Source organism: Kocuria sp. CNJ-770, from assembly GCF_001942375.1.
In the GTDB taxonomy this organism is placed as follows: Bacteria; Actinomycetota; Actinomycetes; order Actinomycetales; family Micrococcaceae; genus Kocuria; species Kocuria oceani.
Map to the genome: position 1 here is coordinate 1 of NZ_MKJW01000057.1, position 1,549 is coordinate 1,549.

The following is a 1,549-nucleotide window of genomic DNA, read 5'->3' on the forward strand; positions in this document are numbered from 1 at the left end:
GCCCCCAGCAGGGCATGGTCGGTCCCTCTGAGTCCGAGGGCCGCTTAGGACGTTTCCTCACCAACACCCATGGGGTGTTCTGGTTGGGAGCTCATGGCGGGGCCGGAGAATCCGTGCTGGCCGAACTGCTCGGCGGCACCGTTTGCCAGCATCGATGGCCGATGCGCTCGGCCGACGCAGGCCAGGAAGCCCCTGCCGCGATCTTTCTCGTGGCCCGTCAGAACCGGCGGGGACTCGACGCGGCCAGCCGCGCCGCCCGCGACTGGGCCTCCGGAACCCACCCCGATGTGGAGCTCCAGGGTCTCGTACTGATGGCCGATGCTCCGGGAAAAACCCGAAGCCCCTGGCCGCAGCAACCCGGGTGGTCTCCGGCGGAGTACCGCGGACCTGGGTAGTGCCCTGGATCGAAGAGCTCCGGCTCACCGGGACCGTGGACTGGGAGTCCCTGGCCCGTGAGCCGAGAAAAGTCCTCACCGCCCTGGCTGAGGCAGTCGAAGAAATCAATCCCGAGAGGACCCCCCAATGATTGACCTCGTACTGGCAGCCTCCGACACCGTGCTGGCTCTGCCCGCCGCCCTGCCCGACTCGGACCCGCTGTCCCCTCCCGGCATTGGTGAAACCTGGAACCGCATGGTCGGAGTGGGCAAGTGGATTGCCCTGGGCATCGCTGTGCTGGGCCTTCTGGTGGTCGGCGGAAAGATGGCCTTCGACGCCCGCCGCGGTGAGACCACCGAAGAGGTCTCCGGGATCATCAAGATCGTGCTTGCCGTGGCCCTGATCTCTGGCGGCGCCTCGATCCTTTCCTTCATCTCCGGCGGATAACCCCTCCACAGCCACAGGACTACTACCCCCCACCCAGAAGGAGCAGCAGGTGACGGATCACTTCGAGACAGACGACAACAACACATGGTGGAGAACCCCCCGCTTCCTCATCTCAGCCGTCCTCGTTGTGCTGCTGATCGTGCTGGGACTCGTCCTGTGGCTGTGGCCCGACGGGGAGGAACAAGCGCAGTCCCTGCCAACACCGATCGCCACCACTGAAGTCACTACGAGCGAGGAATCTGCATGCGGCCTGGACGCCACCGGCGGCACCACCCTCACCAAGGCCCCTGACAACGTGGAGTGGGAGGCTCTCGGTGCGCTCTACGCTCCCTCTTCCGAAAAGCACGGTCCCGGCAAGGTAGACCCTGAGACCGGAGTCCGGTCTTGCTACTCACACACTCCCGAGGGAGCACTTCTAAGCGTCACGAATATGTTGACTTCCAGCAATGACCCCCAACTTCTGCTGGATACGAGCGAAGCCCTGATTTTGGAGGGGCCTGGTAAGGACATCAACAGTGGGCGCATCCAGCAGCGCATTGCAGAGGGCAGCGCATCTACCGTTCCGATGCAGATTGCAGGTTTTCGACTTCTCTCCTACACGGGTGACAAGGCCACGGTCGAGGTCGTAGCAGCGGTGGATGACGGGACCGAAAAGGCGTATATCACCAACAGCGCAGATCTCATCTGGCAGGACGGTGATTGGCGCTTTGCGTTCCGTGACAACGGG

3 protein-coding genes are annotated in these 1,549 nt (G+C 63.7%); all 3 read left to right on the forward strand.

Annotation, left to right across the window (positions count from 1 at the left end; all coding sequences use genetic code 11):
* A partial coding sequence (locus BJF77_RS20975) for a DUF6668 family protein (protein ID WP_369821349.1) occupies positions 1-395 on the forward strand: 395 nt, incomplete at its 5' end.
* A gap of 127 nt (positions 396-522) precedes the next feature.
* Positions 523-822, forward strand: a complete 300-nt coding sequence (locus BJF77_RS02840; protein WP_075871223.1) for a hypothetical protein — start codon at positions 523-525, stop codon at positions 820-822.
* 49 nt (positions 823-871) lie between these two features.
* The coding region (locus BJF77_RS02845; RefSeq protein ID WP_075871224.1) for a hypothetical protein at positions 872-1,549 on the forward strand (678 nt) is incomplete at its 3' end.

Coding starts and splice junctions, on each gene's coding strand:
- BJF77_RS02840 (WP_075871223.1), top strand. CDS start 523: ATGATTGACCTCGTACTGGCAGCCTCCGACACCGTGCTGGCTCTGCCC.